The sequence below is a fragment of the Microbacterium sp. PI-SA-G genome, assembly GCF_057215335.1.
The window spans coordinates 626,809-649,170 of record NZ_CM170103.1 but is presented as its reverse complement, the minus strand read 5'-3'; the positions used below and the strand labels follow the sequence as shown (position 1 = coordinate 649,170).

The 22,362-nt window shown below is 68.2% G+C and carries 18 protein-coding genes; 14 read left to right on the top strand and 4 right to left on the bottom strand.

Annotated features, from left to right (window positions below):
• Positions 1-198 precede the first annotated feature (198 nt).
• The 9 genes from rpsB to AC2D10_RS03280 all read left to right on the top strand — a co-directional run bounded on the left by rpsB (position 199) and on the right by AC2D10_RS03280 (position 6,960).
• On the top strand, positions 199-1,158 hold the full coding sequence (gene rpsB, locus AC2D10_RS03320) for a 30S ribosomal protein S2 (RefSeq protein WP_484710442.1): 960 nt from the start codon (positions 199-201) through the stop codon (positions 1,156-1,158).
• A 44-nt stretch (positions 1,159-1,202) separates the two neighbouring features.
• Positions 1,203-2,030, top strand: coding sequence for a translation elongation factor Ts (gene tsf / locus AC2D10_RS03315; protein WP_484710441.1), 828 nt, complete (start codon positions 1,203-1,205; stop codon positions 2,028-2,030).
• Between the two features lie 94 nt (positions 2,031-2,124).
• Positions 2,125-2,841 (top strand): UMP kinase, encoded by a 717-nt coding sequence (gene pyrH / locus AC2D10_RS03310; protein ID WP_484710439.1) that lies wholly within the window; start codon positions 2,125-2,127, stop codon positions 2,839-2,841.
• Between the two features lie 66 nt (positions 2,842-2,907).
• The gene (frr, locus tag AC2D10_RS03305; protein ID WP_484710438.1) at positions 2,908-3,462 is read left to right on the top strand and encodes a ribosome recycling factor; all 555 of its coding nucleotides are present in this window, start codon (positions 2,908-2,910) and stop codon (positions 3,460-3,462) included.
• Between the two features lie 5 nt (positions 3,463-3,467).
• Positions 3,468-4,610: a phosphatidate cytidylyltransferase gene (locus tag AC2D10_RS03300; protein ID WP_484710436.1), complete on the top strand. Its 1,143-nt coding sequence runs from the start codon at positions 3,468-3,470 to the stop codon at positions 4,608-4,610.
• Positions 4,607-5,191 (top strand): DivIVA domain-containing protein, encoded by a 585-nt coding sequence (locus AC2D10_RS03295; RefSeq protein WP_484710435.1) that lies wholly within the window; start codon positions 4,607-4,609, stop codon positions 5,189-5,191. The genes AC2D10_RS03300 and AC2D10_RS03295 overlap by 4 nt, the downstream gene beginning before the upstream one ends.
• 48 nt (positions 5,192-5,239) lie before the next feature.
• The gene (locus tag AC2D10_RS03290; RefSeq protein WP_484710433.1) at positions 5,240-5,944 is read left to right on the top strand and encodes an aggregation-promoting factor C-terminal-like domain-containing protein; all 705 of its coding nucleotides are present in this window, start codon (positions 5,240-5,242) and stop codon (positions 5,942-5,944) included.
• 9 nt (positions 5,945-5,953) lie between these two features.
• Complete coding sequence (locus AC2D10_RS03285; RefSeq protein ID WP_484710431.1) at positions 5,954-6,241, top strand: hypothetical protein; 288 nt, start codon at positions 5,954-5,956, stop codon at positions 6,239-6,241.
• A 2-nt stretch (positions 6,242-6,243) separates the two neighbouring features.
• Positions 6,244-6,960, top strand: coding sequence for an alpha/beta hydrolase (locus tag AC2D10_RS03280; protein WP_484711797.1), 717 nt, complete (start codon positions 6,244-6,246; stop codon positions 6,958-6,960).
• A gap of 6 nt (positions 6,961-6,966) precedes the next feature.
• On the opposite strand, the gene AC2D10_RS03275 is transcribed toward AC2D10_RS03280, so the two are convergent.
• Complete coding sequence (locus AC2D10_RS03275) at positions 6,967-8,028, bottom strand: AI-2E family transporter (RefSeq protein WP_484710430.1); 1,062 nt, start codon at positions 8,026-8,028, stop codon at positions 6,967-6,969.
• Between the two features lie 178 nt (positions 8,029-8,206).
• Between AC2D10_RS03275 and AC2D10_RS03270 the strand changes: the two genes are divergently transcribed.
• Entirely contained in the window at positions 8,207-10,108 is a 1,902-nt protein-coding gene (locus AC2D10_RS03270; protein WP_484710429.1) for a DUF8094 domain-containing protein, read from the top strand.
• A complete protein-coding gene (locus tag AC2D10_RS03265) occupies positions 10,105-11,058 on the top strand; it encodes a tetratricopeptide repeat protein (RefSeq protein WP_484710428.1) in 954 nt (317 codons plus the stop codon). The genes AC2D10_RS03270 and AC2D10_RS03265 overlap by 4 nt, the downstream gene beginning before the upstream one ends.
• A 78-nt stretch (positions 11,059-11,136) precedes the next feature.
• Here the strand turns inward: AC2D10_RS03265 and glgB are convergent, their stop codons facing one another.
• From glgB to glgX, 3 genes are all read right to left on the bottom strand, one after another.
• Positions 11,137-13,338, bottom strand: a complete 2,202-nt coding sequence (gene glgB / locus AC2D10_RS03260; RefSeq protein WP_484710426.1) for a 1,4-alpha-glucan branching protein GlgB — start codon at positions 13,336-13,338, stop codon at positions 11,137-11,139.
• Positions 13,335-15,407 carry an alpha-1,4-glucan--maltose-1-phosphate maltosyltransferase gene (locus AC2D10_RS03255; RefSeq protein ID WP_484710425.1) on the bottom strand — a complete coding sequence of 691 codons (2,073 nt, stop codon included), beginning with the start codon at positions 15,405-15,407 and terminating at the stop codon, positions 13,335-13,337. The genes glgB and AC2D10_RS03255 overlap by 4 nt, the downstream gene beginning before the upstream one ends.
• A gap of 65 nt (positions 15,408-15,472) precedes the next feature.
• Complete coding sequence (gene glgX / locus AC2D10_RS03250) at positions 15,473-17,545, bottom strand: glycogen debranching protein GlgX (protein WP_484710424.1); 2,073 nt, start codon at positions 17,543-17,545, stop codon at positions 15,473-15,475.
• Positions 17,546-17,638: 93 nt separating this feature from the next.
• On the opposite strand from glgX, the gene AC2D10_RS03245 reads away from it, so the two are divergent.
• From AC2D10_RS03245 to ligA, 3 genes are read left to right on the top strand one after another with little or no spacing between them, the layout of a single operon-like run.
• A complete protein-coding gene (locus tag AC2D10_RS03245; protein ID WP_484710423.1) occupies positions 17,639-18,814 on the top strand; it encodes a cysteine desulfurase family protein in 1,176 nt (391 codons plus the stop codon).
• 9 nt (positions 18,815-18,823) lie between these two features.
• Entirely contained in the window at positions 18,824-19,921 is a 1,098-nt protein-coding gene (mnmA, locus tag AC2D10_RS03240; RefSeq protein WP_484710422.1) for a tRNA 2-thiouridine(34) synthase MnmA, read from the top strand.
• 43 nt (positions 19,922-19,964) lie between these two features.
• Positions 19,965-22,304, top strand: coding sequence for an NAD-dependent DNA ligase LigA (gene ligA, locus AC2D10_RS03235; RefSeq protein ID WP_484710421.1), 2,340 nt, complete (start codon positions 19,965-19,967; stop codon positions 22,302-22,304).
• The last annotated feature ends 58 nt before the right edge of the window (positions 22,305-22,362 follow it).

The following is a 22,362-nucleotide window of genomic DNA, read 5'->3' as shown; positions in this document are numbered from 1 at the left end:
CGTCGGTGTCCTGTATGCTGGAAGGGCGCCTCGACTTCGAGGTGACTACGCGTGCCCAGAGCGACTCCGGTCGTGGCATCCACTCCCTCAGGTCCTTCTTCCGAGAAGGCGGGTGTGCGCCGGGCACCAGGAAGTCCGATCCACCGATCGGCTTGACAACCTCAACGGCGCCTGACGCGCCAGAACCAGGAGACGACCATGGCTGTGGTCACCATCCGCCAGCTGCTCGACAGCGGCGTGCACTTCGGACACCAGACTCGCCGGTGGAACCCGAAGGTGAAGCGCTTCATCCTCACCGAGCGCAGCGGCATCCACATCATCGACCTGCAGCAGTCGCTCGGCTACATCGACAAGGCCTACGACTTCGTCAAGGAGACCGTCGCTCACGGTGGCACGATCCTCTTCGTCGGCACCAAGAAGCAGGCGCAGGAGATCCTCGCCGAGCAGGCGACGCGCGTCGGCCAGCCCTTCGTAAACCAGCGCTGGCTCGGTGGACTCCTGACGAACTTCCAGACGATCTCCAAGCGTCTCGCACGCATGAAGGAGCTCGAGGAGCTCGACTACGAGACCCCCGCGAACAGCGGCTTCACCAAGAAGGAGCTCCTGCTCAAGAAGCGCGAGCTCGACAAGCTGCACAAGTCGCTCGGCGGTATCCGCAACCTCACCAAGACGCCGTCCGCCATCTGGGTCGTCGACGCCAAGCGCGAGCACCTCGCGATCGATGAGGCCAAGAAGCTCGGCATCCCCGTGATCGGAATCCTCGACACGAACGCCGACCCGGATGACTTCCAGTACCCGATCCCCGGCAACGACGACGCGATCCGGTCCGTCTCGCTGCTGACCCGCATCATCGCGGACGCCGCTGCCGAGGGCCTGCAGCAGAAGCACAACCCCGAGTCCGGCGACGCTGAGCCGCTGGCCGAGTGGGAGAAGGAGCTTCTCGAGACTCCCGCCGACGAGGCACCCGCGGCTGACGCCGAGGCACCCGCCGTCGAGGCTGAGGCACCCGCCGCTGAGGCCGAGGTCGTCGAGACCGCAGCCGATGAGGCCGCCGTCGAGGCACCTGCAGCCGACGAGGCCGCCGCTGAGGCGCCCGCTGCTGACGCTTCCGCTGAGGAGACCGCTGAGGTCGCCCCCGCCGAGGCAGACGCCAAGTAATTTCCGCGACCACTTACACATCACGAAGCAAGGAGCCACCACACATGGCCAACTTCACCATCGCCGACCTCAAGGCGCTGCGTGAGCAGCTCGGCACGGGAATGGTCGACACCAAGAAGGCGCTCGAGGAGGCTGACGGCGACGTCCAGAAGGCCACCGAGATCCTGCGTCTGAAGGGTGCCAAGGGCAACGCCAAGCGCGCCGACCGCTCGACGAGCGAGGGACTGATCGTCGCTCGCGAGCAGGACGGTTCCGTGACGCTCATCGAGCTCGCCTGCGAGACCGACTTCGTCGCGAAGAACGAGCGGTTCATCACACTGGCCGAGAAGGTCGCCGACGCTGTCGCCGCCGTGAAGGCCGACTCGGTCGAGGCGGCACTCGCCGCCACGGCCGGCGGCCAGACCGTCGACCAGCTGATCTCGGAAGAGGCAGCGATCATCGGCGAGAAGGTCGAACTGCGTCGCGTGCGCACGATTGTCGGCGACAACGTCGAGGTCTACCTGCACCGCACCAGCAAGGACCTGCCGCCGCAGATCGGTGTCGTCGTCGCCTACACGGGTGACGACGCCGAGACTGCGCGCAGCATCGCCCAGCACATCTCGTTCGCGAACCCGTCGTACCTGTCTCGTGAGGACGTCCCCGCGGACGCCGTCGAGAAGGAGCGCGCGATCGTCACCGAGATCTCCCGCAACGAGGGCAAGCCGGAAGCGGCTCTGCCCAAGATCGTCGAGGGTCGCGTGTCCGCGTTCATCAAGCAGGTCGCACTGCTCGAGCAGGACTACGCGAAGGACAACAAGCTCTCCGTCGCCCAGGTGGCGAAGGACGCCGGTATCACCGTGACGGACTTCGCGCGCTTCAAGGTCGGCGCGTAGCACCGTCGAAGGGGTTCGGATCATCGAGATCCGAACCCCTTCTTCATGCCCACGAGGCACTATCTTGAATCGGGACGAGAGGACACCCCCACCCATGACTGAACGAACCGGACGCCGTCGCGTCCTTCTCAAGCTCTCCGGCGAAGCATTCGGAGCCGGTCAGCTGGGCGTCAGCCCGGACGTCGTCTCGCAGATCGCCCGCGACATCGCCGCAGCGGTCGACCGTGTCGAGGTGGCGATCGTCGTCGGCGGCGGCAACTTCTTCCGCGGAGCCGAGCTCAGCCAGCGCGGCATGGACCGCGGCCGTGCGGACTACATGGGCATGCTGGGAACGGTGATGAACGCCCTTGCCCTCCAGGACTTCCTGGAGCAGGCCGGAGCCGCCACACGCGTGCAGTCCGCCATCTCGATGACCCAGGTCGCCGAGCCCTACATCCCGCGTCGCGCCGAACGGCACCTCGAGAAGGGGCGCGTCGTGATCTTCGGCGCCGGAGCGGGGCTTCCGTACTTCTCGACCGACACCGTCGCCGCGCAGCGCGCGCTGGAGATCGGCGCGCAGGAGGTCCTCGTCGCCAAGAACGGCGTCGATGCGATCTACACCGCAGACCCGAACAAACATGCCGACGCGGAGCGCATCGAACGGGTCACATACCGCGACGCGCTGCAGCGCGACCTCAAGGTCGTCGACTCCACCGCTTTCAGCCTGTGCATGGACAACAACATGGACATGCGCGTGTTCGGCATGGAGCCGGCGGGCAATGTGACCCGCGCGCTGCTCGGCGAGCCGATCGGCACTCTCGTCACCGCCTGAGCGGCGGGCGGGCGTCGCCTCTCGCGGGCGATAGAATTTCAGAACACCTCGACGATAGGAGTCACCGTGATCGCGGATGTCCTCGCTGAAACCACCTCCCGAATGGCACGGGCGGTCGAGGCCGCCAAGGAGGACTTCTCCACGGTGCGCACCGGTCGGGCCAACCCCCAGCTGTTCCAGAAGGTCCTCGTCGACTACTACGGCACGCCGACCCCCCTCGGACAGCTGGCTTCGCTGGCGAACCAGGAGGCGCGCACCCTCGTCGTCACGCCCTACGACAAGTCGGCGCTGAAGGCGATCGAGCAGGCGATCCGCGACATGCCGAACCTCGGCGCTAACCCCTCCAACGATGGCAACATCGTGCGCGTCTCGATGCCCGAGCTCACGGCGGATCGCCGCAAGGAGTACGTCAAGCTCGTCAAGACCAAGGCCGAGGACGCGAAGGTGCACGTCCGGGGCATCCGTCGCAAGGCGAAGGATGAACTCGATGCGCTGAAGAGCGAGTTGGGCGAAGACGAGATCTCGCGCGGCGAGAAGGAGCTCGATGCTCTGACCCGTCAGCACGTGGATCTGATCGACGACGCTCTCAAGCGCAAAGAGGCCGAACTCCTCGAGGTGTAAGCGGGATGACCGACGACAAGCGAGACGCCGAGCACGAAGGACCGGTGCGCGACGCGTCCGTCTCCGACGGCGGTGTCCCGCTGGCCGACGGCTCGATCTCCGGCTTCGACACGACGGGTGTGCCCCCGCGGCCGCCGTTGCCCGTCGACCACCAGAACCCCGTTGCCGGGGCGACTCCTGGCGTGCACGTCCTCGACACAGCCGATCACAATGCGATCCGCGAGCAGTGGCGCGCGGCGCGCGACGAACTCGGCACGCATGTCTCGTACGCGCGTGATCAGCTCGATCAGGCGAACGAGCGCATCAAGCAACGAACCGGTCGCGACCTGATCCTCGCGATCCTGATCGGCCTCGGCTTCGGGGCCGCACTGCTCGGATCCCTGCTGTTCATCAAGATCCTGTTCGTGCCGTTCGCGCTGGCGGCTGCGCTGCTGGGCACGTACGAGCTCTCGCGGGCGCTGCGCTCCTCAGGACGCCGTATCGACGTCATCCCGCAGCTGATCGCGGCGACGCTCCTGGTGCTCTCGGCCTACTTCGCCGAAGTCTGGCTGTGCTGGATCGTGCTGTTCCTCGCGGTCGCCTTCGTGATCGTGTGGCGTCTGATGGCGCAGATGCTCGAGCAGGACGGTCGCACATACGGCGACGTGCTGACGGATGCGATCGTCGGAGGTTTCGTCCAGATCTACGTTCCGTTCCTCGCCGGCGTCGCGCTGATCCTGTTGAAGCAGGACGGCGGCCAGTGGTGGGTCCTCGGGTTCATCGCGGTGGCGGTCGCGGCCGACACCGGCGCGTATGCCGCCGGTCTCGCCTTCGGGCGACACCCCATGGCGCCGAGGATCAGTCCCAAGAAGACCTGGGAGGGTTTCGGCGGCGCCGTCGTCGCATCGCTGGCGGCCGGTGTGCTGCTCGCACTCTTCCTGCTCGAGCTTCCGTGGTGGTTCGGCCTCATCTTCGGCGCATCGATTCTGCTCACGGCGACTCTCGGTGACCTCGGCGAGTCCATGCTCAAGCGCGACATCGGCATCAAGGACATGAGTTCCTGGTTGCCCGGGCACGGCGGCCTCCTCGACCGGCTGGACAGCATCCTGCCGTCGACGATTCCTGCGCTGGCACTCTATTTCCTCTTCTCTCCTTGGGTGGTGCTGTGACCGACGATCAGGCAGTCGACGAGAACGCCGTGAGCGATACGCCCCCGGCGTTCGCACTGACGACGGGAAAGACGCTGGGCTACCACCGTTCCGCGGTCGACAACTTCTTGGCATCCGCTCGTCGTGAGTTCGAGACCGGGGGAGACCAGCTCGAGGCAGCGGACGTGCGTACCGCGTCGTTCCCACTGGTCAAGGGCGGCTATGTCGTGGCCGACGTCGATGCCGCGCTCGGTCGCGTGGAAGACGCCTTCGCCGCGCGCGAACGCGAGCGGATCGTGCGCACACGGGGCGCGGGCGTGTGGGTCGAGCAGGCGCGTCAGGATGCCCAGACGATCCTCGACCACCTGGCGCGACCGCCGCGCCACCGGTTCGCACGCACGGGCCTCCTCACGTTCGGCTACCGTCTGGACGAGGTTGACCACGTCTCGGATCGCGTCGTGCGGTACCTGCGTGACGGCGAGGCGCTCTCAGCCGAGCAACTGCGCTCTGCGGCCTTCCGCATGCAGCGCGGCGGCTACCGCGAAGAGCAGGTCGATGCCCTGTTGGATGCCACGATCGACGTGATCCTGGCGGTGCGGTGACAGCTCCCATGGTCGTCCCAGCCCGAATTGCGTAGACTGTTCTGCATCGTGAACTCCCGAATCGACATGACTCCTGAACGAAGCGACGCCTCGCCGGTGCCCGCGGCGGTCGCGGCGTCCCCGCGCGCCGGCACGCGCCGGTGGTCACGGCGGCGCGGGGTCGTCAGTGTCTTCGCCACTCTCGCCGTCGTCGCGTTCGCGGGTGCGATCGTGGCGCCGACCGGAATCGCGCTGGCCGACCCGATCACTCCCGACGCCCCGGACAGCGCGTATTCCGTCGCTCTCGAAGACACGCAGAACCTCACCGTCACCGTCGAGGGTGCCGCGATCGCACCGGTCGCTCGCGGGACTTTCGAGGTGTACGTCACGCCGAAGCCCACGCCCCCTCCGCCTCCTCCGCCCACGACGACGTCGACGAAGACCAAGACGACCTCGAACGACAACGGCGGCGGCGGGCCGGTGTTCTACACCGGCGGTGGTGCCCCCGCCGAGTGGATGGCCGCGGCCGGCATCGCCGAGTCGGACTGGGGTTACGTCGACTACGTCGTGTCGCGCGAGAGCGGCTGGAACCCCAACGCCACCAACAAGTCCTCCGGCGCCTGCGGTCTCGTGCAGGCGCTGCCCTGCAGCAAGGTGCCCGGCAACGGCTACGATCCCGTCGACAATCTCCGCTGGGCGAACGGATACGCGACCGGACGTTACGGAAGCTGGTCCGGCGCGTACGACTTCTGGATCAACAACCACTGGTGGTGAGTCGGCGCGATGCCACGCTCACGACGAAGGACTCCGGCGCGCCCTGATCCCGACGACTCCCTGAACCGACTCATCGCGGGGTGGAAGCGGACGGAGACGCGGCGCGGGACTGAGTGGAGCGTTCAGCCGATCTCGGGAGCGCAGGCGCAGAAGTCCTACGTCTGCCCCGGATGCGTGCGGCCGATCGAGGTCGCGGAAGCGCACCTCGTGGTGTGGCGCGCAGACGGCGTCCTGGGCGACGCAGCCGACCTGGCGGCCCGCAGGCATTGGCACACACACTGCTGGAGGATGGCATGAGCATGGAGATCCGCGGACCGTTGGAGCTTCCGGCCCGGCGCGAGGAGATCGAGCTGGAGACGGCGGACGGCCTGACTCTGGTCGGTGAACTCGCGTCCCCCGCCGAGCGGCCTCCTGTGGCCACCCTCGTCACCCTGCACCCGCTGCCGACGGCAGGCGGCTTCATGGACTCGCACATCCTCCGCAAGGCGGCTGCGCGGCTGCCTGCCCTCGCGGACCTCGCGGTTCTGCGATTCAACACGCGCGGCACGGCATCGCCGCGTGGCGTGAGTCAGGGAGCCTTCGATGGGGGAGCGGCGGAGCAGTTCGACGTGGCCGCTGCGATGGACTTCGTGCGGCAGCGCGGTCTTCCCGCGCCCTGGCTGCTCGGGTGGTCGTTCGGCACGGAGCTGGCGCTGAAGTACGGCCGTGATCACGACATCGCCGGCGTGATTCTGCTGTCTCCACCTCTGCACAGGGCGACAGCCGCTGACGTGGCGGCATGGGCGCACACCGATGTCCCCCTCATCGTTCTGGTGCCGGAGTTCGACGACTACCTGCGCCCCGACGAGGCGCGAGAGCGCTTCGCATCGGTCCCGCACGCCACCCTGATCCCGGTCGAGGGAGGGAAGCACCTCTGGGTCGGTGAGACCCAGACCCGTACGGTGCTCACCGAGATCGTCGCGGCCGTGAACCCCGCAGCCCTGCCGCTCGCGACGCATTGGCCCGCCGAGGACTGATCCGGGTCAGAGCTCGTTCATCCGGGGGATGAGCACCTGGCGGTAGATGATCAGGATGCTCGCCGCGACCGGGATCGCGATCAGCGCCCCGAGCAGACCCAGCAGGCTTCCGCCTGCGAGAGCCGCGACGACCACGACCGCGCCGGGCACCGACACCGCACGGCTCATGATGCGCGGAGAGATGACGTACGCCTCGATCTGCATGTAGATCAGATAGTAGATGCCGGCCGCGAGAGCCGTCTCGGGCGATCCCAGCCCGGGGAGCAGGCAGATCAGCACGATCAGCGTCGACCCGGTGAGCGTTCCCACCAGAGGGATGAGCGAGAAGAAGAAGGCGATGACGGCGAGCACGGCGGGGAACGGCGCCTGGATGATCGACAGGTAGATCGCGCTGAGCACGCCGTTGATGACGCCGAGAGAGACCTGACCCATCACGTAGTAGCCCACGGAGTCGGTGATCTGGTCCGCGAGGTCGATGAAGCGCTCGCGCTTCGAAGCGGGCGCGAGCTGGTACACCGCACGCTTCAGCGACGGTGTGGACGCGGTCAGGTAGATGGTCAGGATCAGCACGATGAACGCTCCGAAGGTGCCGGCGAGCAGCGCCCCGCTGGCGGCGATCACCCCCTGGCCGATCGACCCGCCGATCGTCGTCAGGTTCGTCTCGAGCCAGTCGGCGACGTAGGCGAAGACGACATCGACCTGCAGGTTCGGAAAGGCGGTCTCCATCCACTGGCGCACGTCGTCGAGGAGCGTGCCACGTAGCGCGATGGTGGTGATCTCGCTGACCAGCTGGGAGATCTGCTCCACCAGCACCGGCAGCACGATCAGGATGATCCCGACGAAGATCGCCAGCACGCCGAGGATCGTGACCAGCACGGCAAGCCAGCGCGGCAGCTTTCGGCGCTCGAGGAAGGTGACCAGCGGGTCGAGACCGAGGCTCAGGAACAGCGCGGTTCCGACATAGAGGAGCACCGTCGAAAGGCTCTGCAGGCTCCCGATCAGGAGGATGCCCAGACCGACGCCGAGCGTCGCCACGAGGGCCGTGCGGAACGGGTTATGGATCTTCATGTGTGCTCCTCGAAACGGCTGCTGTCAGGCTATCGAGAGGCGGCCCTTCGTGACCCGCGACGTGCCGTGGGGGAGGCAGTCGAGGCTCCTCGTGGGCAACACACAGATGATGTCGCTAGTCTGGAATGTCGAGAGTGGCGTCTCGGGCGTTGTCCCGGGGTGCGTGAGGAGACTATTCGTGCGTTTCGTATGGGCCGTCGTGGCCTTCGTCCTGGCCGCGCTGCTCATCGGAGCCGGAATCGCTCAGCGAACCGTCTTCCTGGGCCCGGAAACGCAGCAGACCCGTGTGGAGGTGGAAGAGCCCGCCCCGTTCCTGCTGATGGACGGTGATGTTCTGCGTACCAACCCCGGCTCGCAGACGCTGCTGATCCGGGGCGAGGGCGAGATCTTCGCCGCCTACGGCCGCACCGACGACATGGAGGCCTGGCTCGCCGACTCCGACTACAACCAGGTGTCGGTCGGTGATGAGGGGGCGCTCGACGTCGAGCACATCACCGCGCCTGCGCCGGAGACCGACGCGACGGAGACGCCCACCGAAGAGCCGGTGACGCGCAACCCGGTCGGTTCCGATCTCTGGCTGGATTCGTTCACCGAGACCGACAGGCTCATCTCGGACGACATGCAGCTGCCGGAGGGTGTCAGCGTGCTCATCGCGTATGACGGCCTGCGGAACGCTCCCTCTGACGTCGTCGTCTCGTGGCCGCTGGACCGCTCGACGCCGTTGGCCGGCCCGCTGATGGCCGCGGGAGCGGTTGTCCTGCTCGTCGGATTGATCCTGTACGTGCTCGGCATCCGTCATCAGCGTCGCGGTCGCGGTCCGCGCCGCAAGGGTCCGGGTCCGCTTCCGGTCACCGAGCCGATCGATCTCGCGTCATTGCCGCCTGCTGAGCGCGAGGCGATCGCGCCGCCCGCGTCGGCCACGCCGGACGCACCGACGACGCCCGATGACTCACCGGAGGCCGATGTGGCGCAGGAGAACAAGGGCGGAGCGGCGAACGCGATTCGCGCGCACCGTCCGCGACGTCGCCTGCTGGCCATCCCCGCGCTCGGTCTCACGGCGCTGCTCGTGGCCGGATGCTCGTCGGACTCCTGGCCCCAGTTCGAGGGAGCCACGCCCACGCCCTCTCCGTCTCCCACCGTCATCGCCCCCGAGAACCAGAAGCCGCCCGCCGTCACGGAGTCACAGGCGATGCGGATCCTCACCGAGATCTCGGCCACAGTCGCGGAGGCGGACGCCACCATGGACATCGATCTTGCGGCGACGCGGCTCGACGGTCCCGCGCTGACCGCGCGGACCACCGAGTACGCGCTGCGGACCGCGCTGCCCGAGTCGACGCCACCGGCGGCGATCCCCACCGACAAGGTCGAGGTCGTGCTCCCGGAGGCAACGGATCGCTGGCCGCGGACCGTCCTGCTGCTCTCCAAGAGCACCACCGATGACACGGTGCCGCCGGTCATCCTGACGGCCACGCAGCAGGATCCCTGGTCGACCTACAAGGTGACGAACATCGCCGACATGGCCGCCGACGTCGCGCTGCCGGACGTCGCAGCCGCGTGGCTCGGCACGTCGATGGTACCCGCAGACTCCGCCTTCCTCACGCTGCCGCCGGCGGACATCGCCGCCGCGTTCGCCGATGTCGTGGACACCGGCGAGACCAGTGCCTTCTCCAGCCTGTTCGACGAGCAGGCGCTCAGCCTGGCGACCTCGATCCGCGACAGCCGCCAGGCGGTCGTCCAGACGCTCGCCGACAACGGCGCGGCCGAAACCTCGACCGCGACGTTCGACATCGCGCCGACCGGCGACGCTCCCGTCTCGTTGACCACCCTCGACAGCGGAGCGATCGTGAGCGTGGCTCTGACAGACGCCGAGACGATCGCGCCGACGTCCGCAGACGCGGTGATCCGGTTCGGGGACAACGCGCAGGCGAAAGCACTGACCGGCGTCTCCGAGTCGGCCAAGGGCGTCGAGACCACGTACGAATTCCAGCTCTTCTTCTCGGTTCCCGCCCAGGGCTCGTCCGAGCAGATCCGACTCCTCGCCGTCCGTCAGGACCTCGTCTCCGTGAAGGTGATCAAGTGACCGATATCTCTCCTGCGGCCCTCCGCGGTGCCGTCGACCTGTCCTCTCTTCGCAATCGGCCGTCGGGTGCCGCTCCAGCGGGCGGTGCGTCCGCGCCCGCCGACGGTGGCGCACAGCCGCGCGTCGGGGATGTCGTGGTGGATGTGACCGATGCGACCTTCGGCCAGATCCTCGAGATCTCCCGGACGGTTCCCGTCGTGGTGGACCTCTGGGCCGAATGGTGCGGCCCCTGCAAGCAGCTCAGTCCGATCATCGAGAAGGTGACGCGCGAGCTCGGCGGACGCGTGCTGCTCGCCAAGGTCGACGTCGATGCGAACCCGCAGCTCGCCCAGAGCTTTCGTGCGCAGTCCATCCCGATGGTGGTGGCACTCATCGCCGGTCAGCCCGTTCCGATGTTCACGGGGGCGGTGCCCGAGGCCCAGGTCCGCGAGGTCTTCGCTCAGCTCCTGCAGGTGGCCGCCCAGAACGGCGTCACCGGCACGCTCCCGACCGGCGACGCCGATCCCGCGACAGATGCCCCGGCCGAGGAACCGGAGCTTCCGCCGCTGCACGCCGAGGCCTTCGCGGCCATCGAGAACGGCGACTACGCGCGCGCCATCACCGCGTACGAGCGTGCTCTCGCCGAGAACCCGCGCGACGAGGATGCGATCGCCGGGCTCGGACAGGTTCGGCTGCTGCACCGCGTGCAGGGTCTCAACCTGCAGTCAGCACGTGCGGCGGCAGCGGCCGGGCCTCTCGACGTGCAGGCGCAGTTCGATGTGGCCGACCTCGACCTGGCCGGCGGTCACGTCGACGACGCGTTCGCGCGCCTGCTGGCCTTGTTCCCGCAGCTCCCTGCCGACGAGCGCGCTCCCGTGCGCGAGCGCCTGGTCGAGCTCTTCGGCCTCATCGGTGTGACCGACCCGCGGGTCGTCGCCGCGCGAAACCGACTCACCTCGCTGCTTTTCTGAGCGGGCTTCTCGCCCGTTCGCGCACAAACTGAAACCCCTCTGACCTCGGTGATACCGCGGGCCAGAGGGGTTCTGTCGTCAGCCCTTGCTGATCGTCGGCACGTGTGGCTCCGGCTCGTGGCGCAACCACAGCGTCGACAGCGCCGGAAGGGTGATCGTCGCCACTGCGGAATCGCCTTCCGCGTGCGCGATGACCATACCGAGGTTGCCCGAACCGCGGCCGCCGTATTCGCCGGCGTCGGAGTTCAGCACTTCCTGCCACACGCCCTCACGGGGCAGCGCGAGCCGGTAGCCGGCGTGCTCGACACCGGAGAAGTTCGTGATGACCACGAGCCGTCCTCCGTGCGCGTCTCGCCGTTCGAACGCGATCACCGTCGGATCCCAGCTCGGTGCGCCGAGTCGAGTGAACGAGGTCGCGTCGTTGTCGCGCTCCCAGAGCGGCGCCTGCGCGCGGTAGGTGTCGTTGAGCGCCCCGACGAACGTCTGCAGCTGGTGGTGAGCCGGCTGCTCACGCAGCCACCAGTCGAGTTCCCGGCCCTCGGACCACTCGCCGAGCTGGCCGAACTCCTGACCCATGAACAGCAGCTTCTTGCCGGGGTGCCCCCACATGTACGACAGGTAGGCGCGGACGTTGGCGAGCTTGTGCCAGTGGTCACCCGGCATCTTGGTGACCAGACTGCCCTTGCCGTGCACGACCTCGTCGTGACTGATGGGCAGCAGGTAGTTCTCGCCGAATGCGTAGACGAACGAGAACGTCATCTCGCCCTCGTGATGCGCGCGGAACATCGGATCGCGCTGTATGTACTGCAGCGAGTCGTTCATCCAGCCCATGTTCCACTTGAAGCCGAAGCCCAGACCGGCGTGACTCGTGGGGGCGGTGACGCCCGGGAAGCTCGTGGACTCCTCGGCGATCATCATGACCCCTGGGTGCAGCCGGTAAGAGGTGGCGTTGACCTCCTGCAGGAAGCGGATCGCTTCGAGGTTCTCGCGGCCGCCGTGGATGTTCGGCTCCCATTCGCCTGCGTTGCGCGAGTAGTCGAGGTACAGCATCGACGCCACTGCGTCGACACGCAGACCGTCGACGTGGAACTCGCTGAACCAGTACAGGGCGTTCGCGACCAGGAAGTTGCGAACCTCGGGGCGGCCGTAGTCGAAGATGAGGGTGCCCCAGTCCTGGTGCTCACCGCGACGGGGGTCCGGGTGCTCGTACAGGGCCTGGCCGTCGAACCGGGCCAGGGCGAAGGCGTCCTTCGGGAAGTGGCCGGGCACCCAGTCCATGATCACTCCGATGCCGGCCTGGTGCAGGCGGTCGATGAGATACCGCAGGTCGTCCGGGGTGCCGTACCGGCTGGTCGGGGCGTAGTAGCCGCTGACCTGGTAGCCCCATGAACCGCCGAACGGGTGCTCGGAGAGCGGCATGAACTCGACGTGAGTGAAGCCGGTCTCGAGGACGTGCGCGATCAGGGGATCGGCCGCTTCGCGATAGCCGAGGCCGGTCTTCCACGAGCCGAGGTGGATCTCGTAGATCGAAAGGGGCTGCGCCACGGCGTGCGTCGCGGCCCGGCGGGTCATCCACGCGCCGTCCGACCACTCGTGGTGTCCGGCGGTGACGACCGAGGCGGTGTCGGGCGGAGTCTCGGCGAGCAGCGCCATCGGGTCGGCCTTCATGATCCAGTCGCCTGAGCGCGTCCGGATGTGGTACTTGTATCGGGTTCCGACCGGAACATCCGGGATGAAGAGTTCCCAGAGCCCGCTCACGCCCATCGAGCGCATCGCGTGGATCTCACCGTTCCACCCGTTGTGGTCGCCCACGACGCGCACCGCCTTGGCGTTCGGCGCCCAGACGGCGAACGCGACTCCATCATCGCCGCCGATCGTGCGCGGATGCGCTCCCAGCGCGTCCCAGAGGCGCTCGTGGCGCCCTTCGGCGATCAGGTGCACATCGATGTCGCCGAGGGTCGGCAGATGCCGGTACGGGTCGCCGACGATCCACTCGGGCTCGTCTCCGTAGACGGCGGCCACTCGGTACGGCACCGGCGGGCCGTCGTGAGAGGCCTCCCAGATTCCGTCGGCGACATGGTCGAGCTCGAGACGGCTGTCGTCTGCGAAGACCGCGGCGACCGAGTCGGCCAGCGGCCGACGAACCCGGATGACGGTTGAGGTGCGACCGGAGGCGTCCTTCTCCGGGTGCGCCCCGAGCACGGAGTGCGGGTCGTGGTGGGTTCCGCCGGCGACAGCCGCCCACTCGGCCGATGCGGTGATGTCCTCGGTATGGCTCATGCTCGTTCCCTCACCTTCAGGATGTGCACGGGCTCGGCGAAGGCGTCGAGCCGCACGTAGTTGTGGTCCGCCCAGGTCCAGACCTGGCCGGTGAGGAGATCCTCCACCTCGAAGGGCTCGCCGTTCGGCACGCCCCACACGGTGCTGTCGAGGTGCACGGTGGTCTCGCGCATCGAGTGCGGGTCCACGTTCACGACGACGATGATGGTGTCCGCTCGGCCCGTGCCGGTGAACGCGGCGTCGAGATGCTTGCTGTACACGAGCACCGCCTCGTCGTCGCTCCAGTGAGCCTGGAAGTTGCGCAGCTGGCGGAGCGCCGGGTGCGCGTGGCGGATGGCGTTGAGTCTGCGCAGCAGGGGAGCGAGGGACTCTCCGCGCTCCTCGGCACCGTCCCAGTCTCGGAACTTGTACTCGTACTTCTCGTTGTCGATATTCTCTTCGGAACCGGGACGCGCGACGTTCTCGATGAGCTCGTAGCCGGCGTAGACACCCCAGAGCGGCGCTGCCGTGGCGGCGATGCAGGCGCGGATGCGATACGCCGCCGGTCCGCCGTACTGGAGATACTCCGTGAGGATGTCGTGCGTGTTCACGAAGAGGTTCGGGCGCATATAGTCGCTCGTCTCCTGCGACACGGAGGTGAGGAACTCCTCGAGCTCGTCCTTCGTGTTGCGCCATGTGAAGTAGCTGTAGCTCTGCTGGAATCCGACGGCGGCCAACGCGCGCATGACGGCCGGGCGAGTGAAGGCCTCCGCGAGGAAGATCACGTCGGGGTCCTGCACGTTCACGGTGGCGATGAGCCACTCCCAGAACTGCAGGGGCTTGGTGTGCGGGTTGTCGACGCGGAAGATCTTCACGCCCTGCGCGACCCAGTGCTGCACGATCCTCAGCACCTCGGCGTAGATGCCCGCCGGGTCGTTGTCGAAGTTGACCGGGTAGATGTCCTGATACTTCTTCGGCGGGTTCTCGGCGTAGGCGATCGAGCCGTCGGGGAGGCTGGTGAACCACTCCGGGTGCTCGGCGACCCAGGGGTGGTCCGGCGACGCCTGCAGTGCGAGGTCGAGCGCCACCTCGAGACCCTGCTTCTGCGCGGCCTTCACGAAGGCGCGGAAATCCTGAAGCGTGCCGAGATCGGGATGGATCGCGTCGTGCCCGCCCTCGGCGGAACCGATGGCGTACGGGGAGCCGGGGTCGCCGGGCTCGGTGACGAGGGTGTTGTTGCGACCCTTGCGGTTGGTCGTGCCGATCGGATGGATCGGCACCAGGTACAGCACGTCGAAGCCCATGGCGGCGACGCCGGGCAGGCGCTTCATCGCCGTACGGAACGTTCCGCTCTTCACACTGCCGTCCTTGAGACGCTTGGCGCCTTCGGATCGGGGGAAGAATTCGTACCACGAGGCGACGCCCGCCGTCGTCCGATCGACCGCCAGCGCATGGGGCTCACTCGCGGAACGGAGCGACGTGACGGGACGATCGGCGAAGATGCGGGCGAGGTCGGGGTCGAGGGACAGCGCGAGCGTCGGCTCCGACTCGCCGCGGCCGAGCACCTCGGCATCGGCCAGGAGCCTGCGTCGTTCCGCCGCGGGACGGTCGGTCTCGGCGGCGGCGCGCGAAAGGATCTCGGCGCCGAGAGCGCCCATCACCTCGACGTCGACGCCGGCGGCGACCTTCAGCGATGCGGCGTGCGCCCACGTGGCGAAGTCGTCGGCGAAGGCCTCGAACCGATAGGTCCAGCTGCCCTGCAGATCGATCGCGACCTCGGTAGCCCACCGGTCCGTGCCGTCGGCGCGGGCGGTGAGGCGATGCAGTGTCTCACCGCCCTCAGGATCGGTCAGCCGCAGATGCACGCCGATCGCGTCGTGCCCCTCACGGAAGGAGACCACGCTGAACGGAACGACCTCGCCGACGAATGCCTTCGCCGGATATCCGCCGGGAACGACGGGGGTCCCGCCGACCAGCGGGATACGAGGAGCGATCGTGTCGGAACGACCGCTTGCCGCGCCCAGAGGACGCGTGGGGATCTGGGAGGAACTCCGAAGAGCAGGGGGACGGGTACCACTACGTGCAGCCACACCCCGAATGTACCGTCCGCCGGCAGATGCAGAAAACGTCTTGACAGGGTGCGTCGGCACCCGCATCATTCAACGCGGAAGAGGTGCATCGACGTGCCCGGGATGGGGAGCACGTCTCCCGGCGCGTGCACGACGGCGTCATCGGACGGGCGGTCGTCAGCGCTCGACCAGAGCGACACGAATCTCGTCGCGTCGTCGATCCGGTCGGGAAGACGCACGTCGATCGGCGACTCCGTGCCGTGCACGATGAGGAGGATTCGATTGAACGCCTCGTTCTCGGGCGTCGACGCGGCGACGTACTGCAACGTGCGATTGCTGGGGTCGTTCCACTGACCGCTCTCCATGGTCTCGCCGTTCTGGTCGAACCAGTCCATGACCGAGGCGTTGGGGATGTGCTCGCCCAGACGTGCGTATCTGCTGGGGCGCAGCGCGGGATTCTCGTCGCGCAGGCGGATCAGGCGGGCCACATGGGCGCGGAGGTCCTGCTGCCACGGTTCGAGGTCCCAGCCGAGCCAGGTGAGTGCCGAGTCCTGCGCATACGCGTTGTTGTTGCCCCGCTGCGTCCGGCCGACCTCGTCGCCCGCGGTGAGCATCGGGATTCCCGCCGAGAGCAGGAGCGTTCCGAGCAGATTTCGCATCGCCTTGCGGCGCGCCGCCACGATCGCCGGATCGTCGGTCGGGCCCTCGAGTCCGTGATTGAACGCGCGGTTGGTGTCGGCGCCGTCGCGATTGTGTTCGCCGTTCGCCTCGTTGTGCTTGACGTCGTACGACACCAGGTCATGCAGCGTGAAGCCGTCGTGCGCGGTGACGAAGTTCACGCTGGCGAGAGGGCCGCGTTCGTCGGCGAAGGTGTTCGACGATCCCGCGAGGCGTGGGGCGAAACCGCCGATGCCGACGGGCGCGGACGCACGGCGCGCGTAGTCGATGTCGCTGAGCCAGAAGTTGCGGACCCGGTCGCGGTAGCGGTCGTTCCATTCATGCCAGCCCGATGGGAAATTCCCGGTCTGCCAGCCGCCGAGACCCACATCCCACGGTTCGGCGATGAGCTTGGTGTCGCGTAGGACCGGGTCCGCCGCGATGGCGGTGAGCAGCGGGTGCTCGGGCGTGTAGGTGTGCGCCGCGTCGCGCGCGAGCGCCGTCGCGAGGTCGAACCGGAAACCGTCGATCTGCATCTCCTGGGCCCAGTAGCGCAGCGAGTCGAGGACCAGACGCGCTCCGGCATCGGTTGACGTGTCGAGCGTGTTGCCGCAGCCGGTCGTGTCGATGTAGACGCCGGACGGATCCTGGCGGTAGTAACCGGAGTTGTCGATGCCGCGCAGACTCGAGCGGGGCCCGCCGATGCCCTCCTCGGAGGTGTGGTTGTAGACCACGTCGAGGATCACCTCGAGTCCCGCTTCGTGGAGCAGACGCACCATTCCCTTGAACTCTGCGAGAACGGCCTCCGGACCGCCCCGTCGGGCCGCCTCGGTCGCGTAGGCGGTGTGGGGGGTGAAGAAGTTGAGGGTGTTGTAGCCCCAGTAGTTGGTGAGCCCGCGCTCGAGCAGGCGCGGCTCCGGAACGAACGCGTGCACCGGGAGCAGCTCGACTGAGGTGATGCCCAGTGAGTGGAAGTGCTCGATCATGGCCGGATGCGCGAGACCCGCGTAGGTGCCGTGCAGCGCGGGTGGAACCCCCGGGTGGCGTTTGCTCAGACCTTTGAGATGACCCTCGTAGATGATCGTGCGGTCCAGAGGAACGCGCGGCTTGGTCGAGTCACCCCAGTCGAACCCGTCGACGATCACGACGCTGCGCCACTCCTCGTAGCCGTCGCCCTGCGCCAGCCCCCGCGCATAGGGGTCGAGCAGCATGGTCTCGGGGTTGAAGGTGTTGCCGGGGCCGTGCGGACCACCGACGCGGATGGCGTACCGCGTTCCTGCCTGGAGCAGGGGAGTGGTGACCTCCCAGATTCCCCCGGGGAGGCGGGAGAGGCCGACCTGGTCGACGGCCCAGTCGAGGTCGGTCGAGTCGAAGACGATCAGCTCGACCGATGACGCGTTCTGGGACCACACACGCAGGGTCCCGACGCCGTCGTGCAGGCGGACACCGAGGTTGTCGAGGGACGTACCGCCGGGCGCAGTGAAGTCTCGAGTCGCGGGCATGAATACACACTAGAGGGCGCTCTGGGCCTGTCCGGACAGCGTGCTCCCAGTTCCCCGCGACCTGGGGGGCGCCAGATGCGAGAACATGGAGGAATGCGGCACTACCTCGATCACGCGGCCACCACGCCGCTGCGCGCCGAAGTCCGCGATGCGTGGCTCGCCGCGTCGGACACCGTGGGCAATGCCTCGTCCACCCACGGTGCGGGGCAGGATGCTCGGAGGGTGCTGGAGGAAGCGCGCGAGCGTGCTGCCGCCGTGCTCGACGCCGACCCGATCGAGGTCGTCTTCACCTCGGGGGGAACTGAGGCGATCAACCTCGCCCTCCAAGGGCTCTGGAACGCCAGAGGCGAGGGGAGCGAGGCCATCGTCCTGCCGGACGCGGAGCACCACGCGACCATGGACACGGTCGCGGCCATCGCCGGACACGGAGCGACCGTGCGCCGCGTGGCGGTCACGGACCAGGCACGCATCGATCCCTCCGCGTTCGCCGAGGCGTTGCCGGGCGCAGCTCTGGCCACGGCGCTGGTGGCCAACAACGAGGTCGGCACGGTCAACGATGCCGGCGCCCTCGCCGCTGCGGCCGCAGACGCTGGTGTTCCTCTGCACCTCGATGCCGTCGCCGCGCTGGGCCATCTTCCGCTGTCGTTCCGGCGCCTGCGGGGCGGGGCGCGAGCGGGTGCAGGGCTCGTCGCCTTGAGTGTGGCCGGCCACAAGATCGGCGCTCCTGTCGGGGTGGGCGCGCTCGTCGTGGCCCGTACGGCGCGTCTGGAGGCGATGCTGCGCGGTGGTGCTCAGCAGCGCGGACTCCGGGCCGGAACCCAGGATGTCCCGGGCGCCGTGGCATTCGCGACCGCGCTCGAGCTGGCCGAGATCGAGCGGGAGTCGGAGACCGCCCGCCTCGCGGTCCTGCGCGACCGCCTCATCCCCGGCATCCGCACCCGCGTTCCCGAGGCTGTGCTGCTCGGGGACCCTGTCGATCGGCTGCCCGGCAACGCGCACTTCCTCTTTCCGGGCGCCGTGGGAGAGAGCCTGCTGTTCCTGTTCGACACCGTCGGCGTCGCGGCGTCGACAGGGTCGGCTTGTCAGGCGGGGGTCGCCGAGCCCTCGCACGTCGTGATCGCGATGGGCCGCTCCGCCGCGGATGCACGCAGCGTGCTGCGTTTCACGCTCGGACGCACCTCGACCGACGCTGACGTCGACGCCGTGCTCGCGTCGATCTCGGACGTCTACCTGCGGGCATCCGGGTCCGGCACAGCCGCGCGCTCGTAGACTGGCTTCATGCGTATTCTGGCGGCCATGAGCGGTGGCGTGGACTCTGCGGTCGCGGCCGCCCGTGCCGTCGACGCCGGGCACGAGGTGGTCGGCGTTCACTTGGCGCTCTCGCGTGCCGGAGGAACGCTTCGGACGGGCAGCCGTGGGTGCTGCACCATCGAAGACGCCATGGACGCGCGCCGGGCGTCGGATCGACTCGGCATCCCGTTCTACGTGTGGGACTTCTCGGAGCGCTTCCGCGACGACGTGATCGACGACTTCGTCGCCGAGTACCAGGCCGGACGCACACCCAACCCCTGCATGCGGTGCAACGAGAAGATCAAGTTCGCCGCATTGCTCGAGCGCGCGATCGAACTCGGCTTCGACGCCGTCTGCACCGGGCACTACGCCACGCTGATCGACGGCGAGCACGGTCTCGAGCTGCATCGAGCCGCGGACAACGCCAAGGACCAGTCATACGTCCTCGGCGTGCTCACGGCGGAGCAGCTCGCGCACACCTACTTCCCCCTGGGCACGACGCCATCGAAGGCGGTCGTGCGCGCCGAAGCCGCTGAACGCGGCCTCACCGTGGCGCAGAAGCCCGACAGTCACGACATCTGCTTCATCCCCGACGGCGACACGCGCGGCTGGCTGGCCGAGAAGGTCGGCACGGCCACGGGAGAGATCGTCGATCGCTCCGGCGCCGTCGTGGGCTCACACGAGGGCGCGCACGGATTCACCGTCGGACAGCGGCGGGGGCTCAAGCTCGGTGTGCCCGCAGCCGACGGCAAGCCGCGCTTTGTGCTCGAGGTGCGTCCGGTGTCGAACACCGTCGTGGTGGGTCCGAAGGAAGCCCTCGCCATCGGCGAGATCTCGGGAGAGCGTTTCAGTTGGGCCGGCGCCGCGCCGACGGAGGCGGAGTTCTCGTGCGAGGTGCAGATCCGCGCGCATGCGGAGCCCGTGGCCGCCACCGCTTTCGCGTCGGCCGACGGCGTGCGGGTCGTGCCGGAACAGCCGCTCGACGGCGTCGCGCCCGGACAGACGGCGGTGCTCTATGTCGCGACACGCGTCCTCGGCCAGTTCACGATCGATCGCACGGTCTCGGCGGTGCCGGCCACCGTCTGACCGGGACTCGGTCGATGTCGGACGCCGCTCGTAGACTGACGGGGTGCCGGAGAACATCTCGCTGGAAGACGCCCGAATCGAAGCCGAGGCGCTGACGACGCGCATCCTCGGAGCAAAGGACGCGTACTACGGTCGCGACACCTCGCTCGTCGACGACGCCACGTACGACGGCTGGATGCACCGCCTCGAGGAGCTCGAGCGCCTGCACCCGGAAGTGCAGGGGCAGGATTCGCCCACGCAGATGGTGGGCGCCGCCGAGGCGACGGGACTGGCGACCATCGAGCACGCCGAGCGGATGCTGAGCCTCGACAACGTGTTCTCGATCGACGAACTCCGCGATTGGGCCGTCAAGACGCGCGCCTCTGCCGGGCGCGACGTCGCCTGGCTCACCGAGCTCAAGATCGACGGACTCGCCATCAACCTGCGCTATGAGAACGGCCGCCTCACCTCCGCAGCCACGCGCGGAGACGGTCGTGTGGGTGAGATCGTCACCGAGAACGCTCTGCGGCTGCCCGAGATTCCGGAGCACCTCGACGGTGAGGGGCACCCGCCGATCGTCGAGGTACGCGGCGAGGTCTTCATCCCTGTCGCCGCCTTCGAGAGGCTGAACGCCGCGCAGGCGGAGTTCCGCGAGCGCGCCTATGCCGATGCCCTGGCTCGTTGGGAGTCTCGCGGAGGGGGAGCGAAGAAGCCCTTCGACGACGAGAAGGCTCGCACCGCCGCGGCGCGCCGTTTTCCCGCCTTCGCGAACCCCCGCAACGCAGCCAGCGGCGGTCTCCGTCAGCAGATCGACAAGAAGGACGGACTCGAGCTCGAGGCGGGACTTCTGCGCATCGAATCGCTCGCGCTCTACGTGCACGGGATCGGCGCCTGGGAGAACCCCCCGGTAGGTGCGCAGAGCGAGGTGTACGAGCTGCTCTCGGAGTGGGGGCTGCCCACCAGCCCGCACACGAAGGTGTGCCATGACATCGACGAGGTGTCGGCGTTCGTCGAGTACTTCGGCGAGCACCGCCACGACATCGAGCACGAGCTCGACGGCATCGTCGTCAAGGTCGACGAACTCGCGCTGCACGACGAGCTGGGCGCGACCAGCCGAGCCCCGCGATGGGCGATCGCCTACAAGTACCCGCCCGAAGAGGTGCAGACGACGTTGCTCGACATCGTCGTCTCGGTCGGCCGCACCGGACGCGCGACACCGTTCGCCGTGATGGCGCCCGCACATGTGGCGGGGTCGGTGGTCCGCCAGGCCACGCTGCATAACAAAGACGTGGTCAAGGCCAAGGGCGTACTCATCGGCGACACCGTCGTGCTGCGCAAGGCCGGCGACGTCATCCCCGAGGTCCTCGGGCCGGTGGTGGAGCGACGAGACGGCACCGAGCGCGAATTCGTGATGCCGACCGAATGCCCGGAATGCGGCACACCCCTGCGCGCGATGAAGGAGGGCGACATCGACCTTCGCTGCCCGAACGCGCGCTCCTGCCCGGCGCAGGTCCGAGGACGCGTGGAGCACATCGGCTCGCGCGGAGCCCTCGACGTCGAAGCGCTCGGTGAGGTGACCGCCGCCGCGCTGACCCAGCCGACCACGCCCGAGGTGCCGCCGTTGGTCACGGAGGCCGGTCTGTTCGCGTTGACCCTCGAGCAGATCGTTCCGATCGAGGTCGTCGTGCGCGACGCCGAGACGGGGCTGCCGAAGGAAGACGACGACGGTCTGGTCAAGACGCGAGCACCGTTCCGTCGCAACGCCTCGGCGGCGGAGAAGAAGAACGGTCGGCACGGCCCGCAGCCTTCATCGCAGGCGCTCACGCTGATCGCCGAGCTCGAGAAGGCCAAGACCAAGGAGTTGTGGCGACTGCTGGTCTCCCTGAACATCCGTCACGTGGGTCCGGTCGCCGCCCGAGCACTCGCGCAGTGGTTCGGCTCGCTCGACGCGATCCGAGCGGCATCTCGCGAAGAGCTCGCCGCCGTCGAGGGCGTGGGCGGCATCATCGCCGATTCGCTGCTCGACTGGTTCGAGGTGGACTGGCATCAGGAGATCATCCAGGCCTGGGCCGACGCGGGAGTGCAGTGGGCGACGCCCGGGCACCCGGGGCCGGGTGCCGCCGTCGTCGAAGGCGGTGTGCTCGGAGGGCTCACGGTCGTGGCGACCGGGTCGCTCGAGGGATACACCCGCGACGGTGCCCAGGAGGCCATCATCCGCGCGGGCGGCAAGGCGGCGTCGAGCGTCTCGAAGAAGACCGACTTCGTCGCGGCTGGCCCCGGTGCCGGCTCCAAGCTGGCCAAGGCGGAGGAGTTGGGGCTGCGCATCCTCGACGCTGCCCAGTTCCACGTGCTCGTCACCCAGGGGCCCGGAGCCTTGGACGCCGCTGCACCTGACGAGTCGTGAGGCGCTATGGTCCGCTGATCGCTGTTCCGAACGCTCTGGCTGTCGGCGACCCAGGCCG